The following is an 815-nucleotide window of genomic DNA, read 5'->3' as shown; positions in this document are numbered from 1 at the left end:
CGATTGCGTTCAGCCGCGCCGTTAGGCGTCGGCTGGAACTGCGGGTTAGGCATAGATGCGAGGCCACTTCCTCGAGAGCATAGAGATCGCTTCGAAGAGCCCGTAGAACCTATGAACAATGGTGATCGAACCATCCGATCCAATTGGATCGACGATCTCGTTCGAATAGACACTTTCGTCGACCTTTGCCGCCTCGTAGCTGACAACTTGCTTGGGGTGATTCTGGCGAATGTTGCCGATCATTCCCGCAAGGAAGGCGCGGACTTCAAGCTCTCCTGGATCGTCCGCATGTAGGGTTGGATAGGTGTGATTGATCGAATGGTTCGATTCGTTGAATGGGTGACCATACCGGTCGAAATACAAGGCCCAACAGAGATGATCAAAGAAATTGTCGAACCGACCGACATCAACCCTATAACTGCCAGTTCCGTCCGCGAAGTGCGTAGCACCTTCGGCGATGGATGACGTGAATTTCGGACTTCTGGCGAGCTGTGGCGAGATGGAGCGAAGGAAAGTCTCCCTTGCCAGACTTGGTCCCTTTGACGCATTCATGCAAATGTGCGCCAAGAGATATTGATCATCACTCGACTTATCGTTGTTGTGCTCTTTGCAAGAAGGCACGGTCTTCAGTTGAAGATTTAACCCTTCGCCCTTCGGAAAGAAGCAGCGAGGAGGAAAGTGTTCCTTTGTTGTAGCTGTCGCTGCGCAGCGATAGCACGTGCGTTGGTTCTTAGTCATGCCGCCGATAGTGGTAGGTGATGTCTAACGATTGCGTTCAGCCGCGCCGTTAGGCGTCGGCTGGAACAGCGGGTTAG

1 protein-coding gene is annotated in these 815 nt (G+C 52.9%); it reads right to left on the bottom strand.

What is annotated here, in order from left to right:
- Positions 1-45 precede the first annotated feature (45 nt).
- Positions 46-738, bottom strand: coding sequence for a hypothetical protein (locus B0W88_RS33335; protein ID WP_144007157.1), 693 nt, complete (start codon positions 736-738; stop codon positions 46-48).
- Between the last annotated feature and the right edge of the window lie 77 nt (positions 739-815).

The organism is Pelomonas sp. KK5 (genome assembly GCF_001984095.1).
Lineage (GTDB): Bacteria > Pseudomonadota > Gammaproteobacteria > Burkholderiales > Burkholderiaceae_C > KK5.
This window is presented reverse-complemented; position numbering and strand designations above follow the sequence as displayed.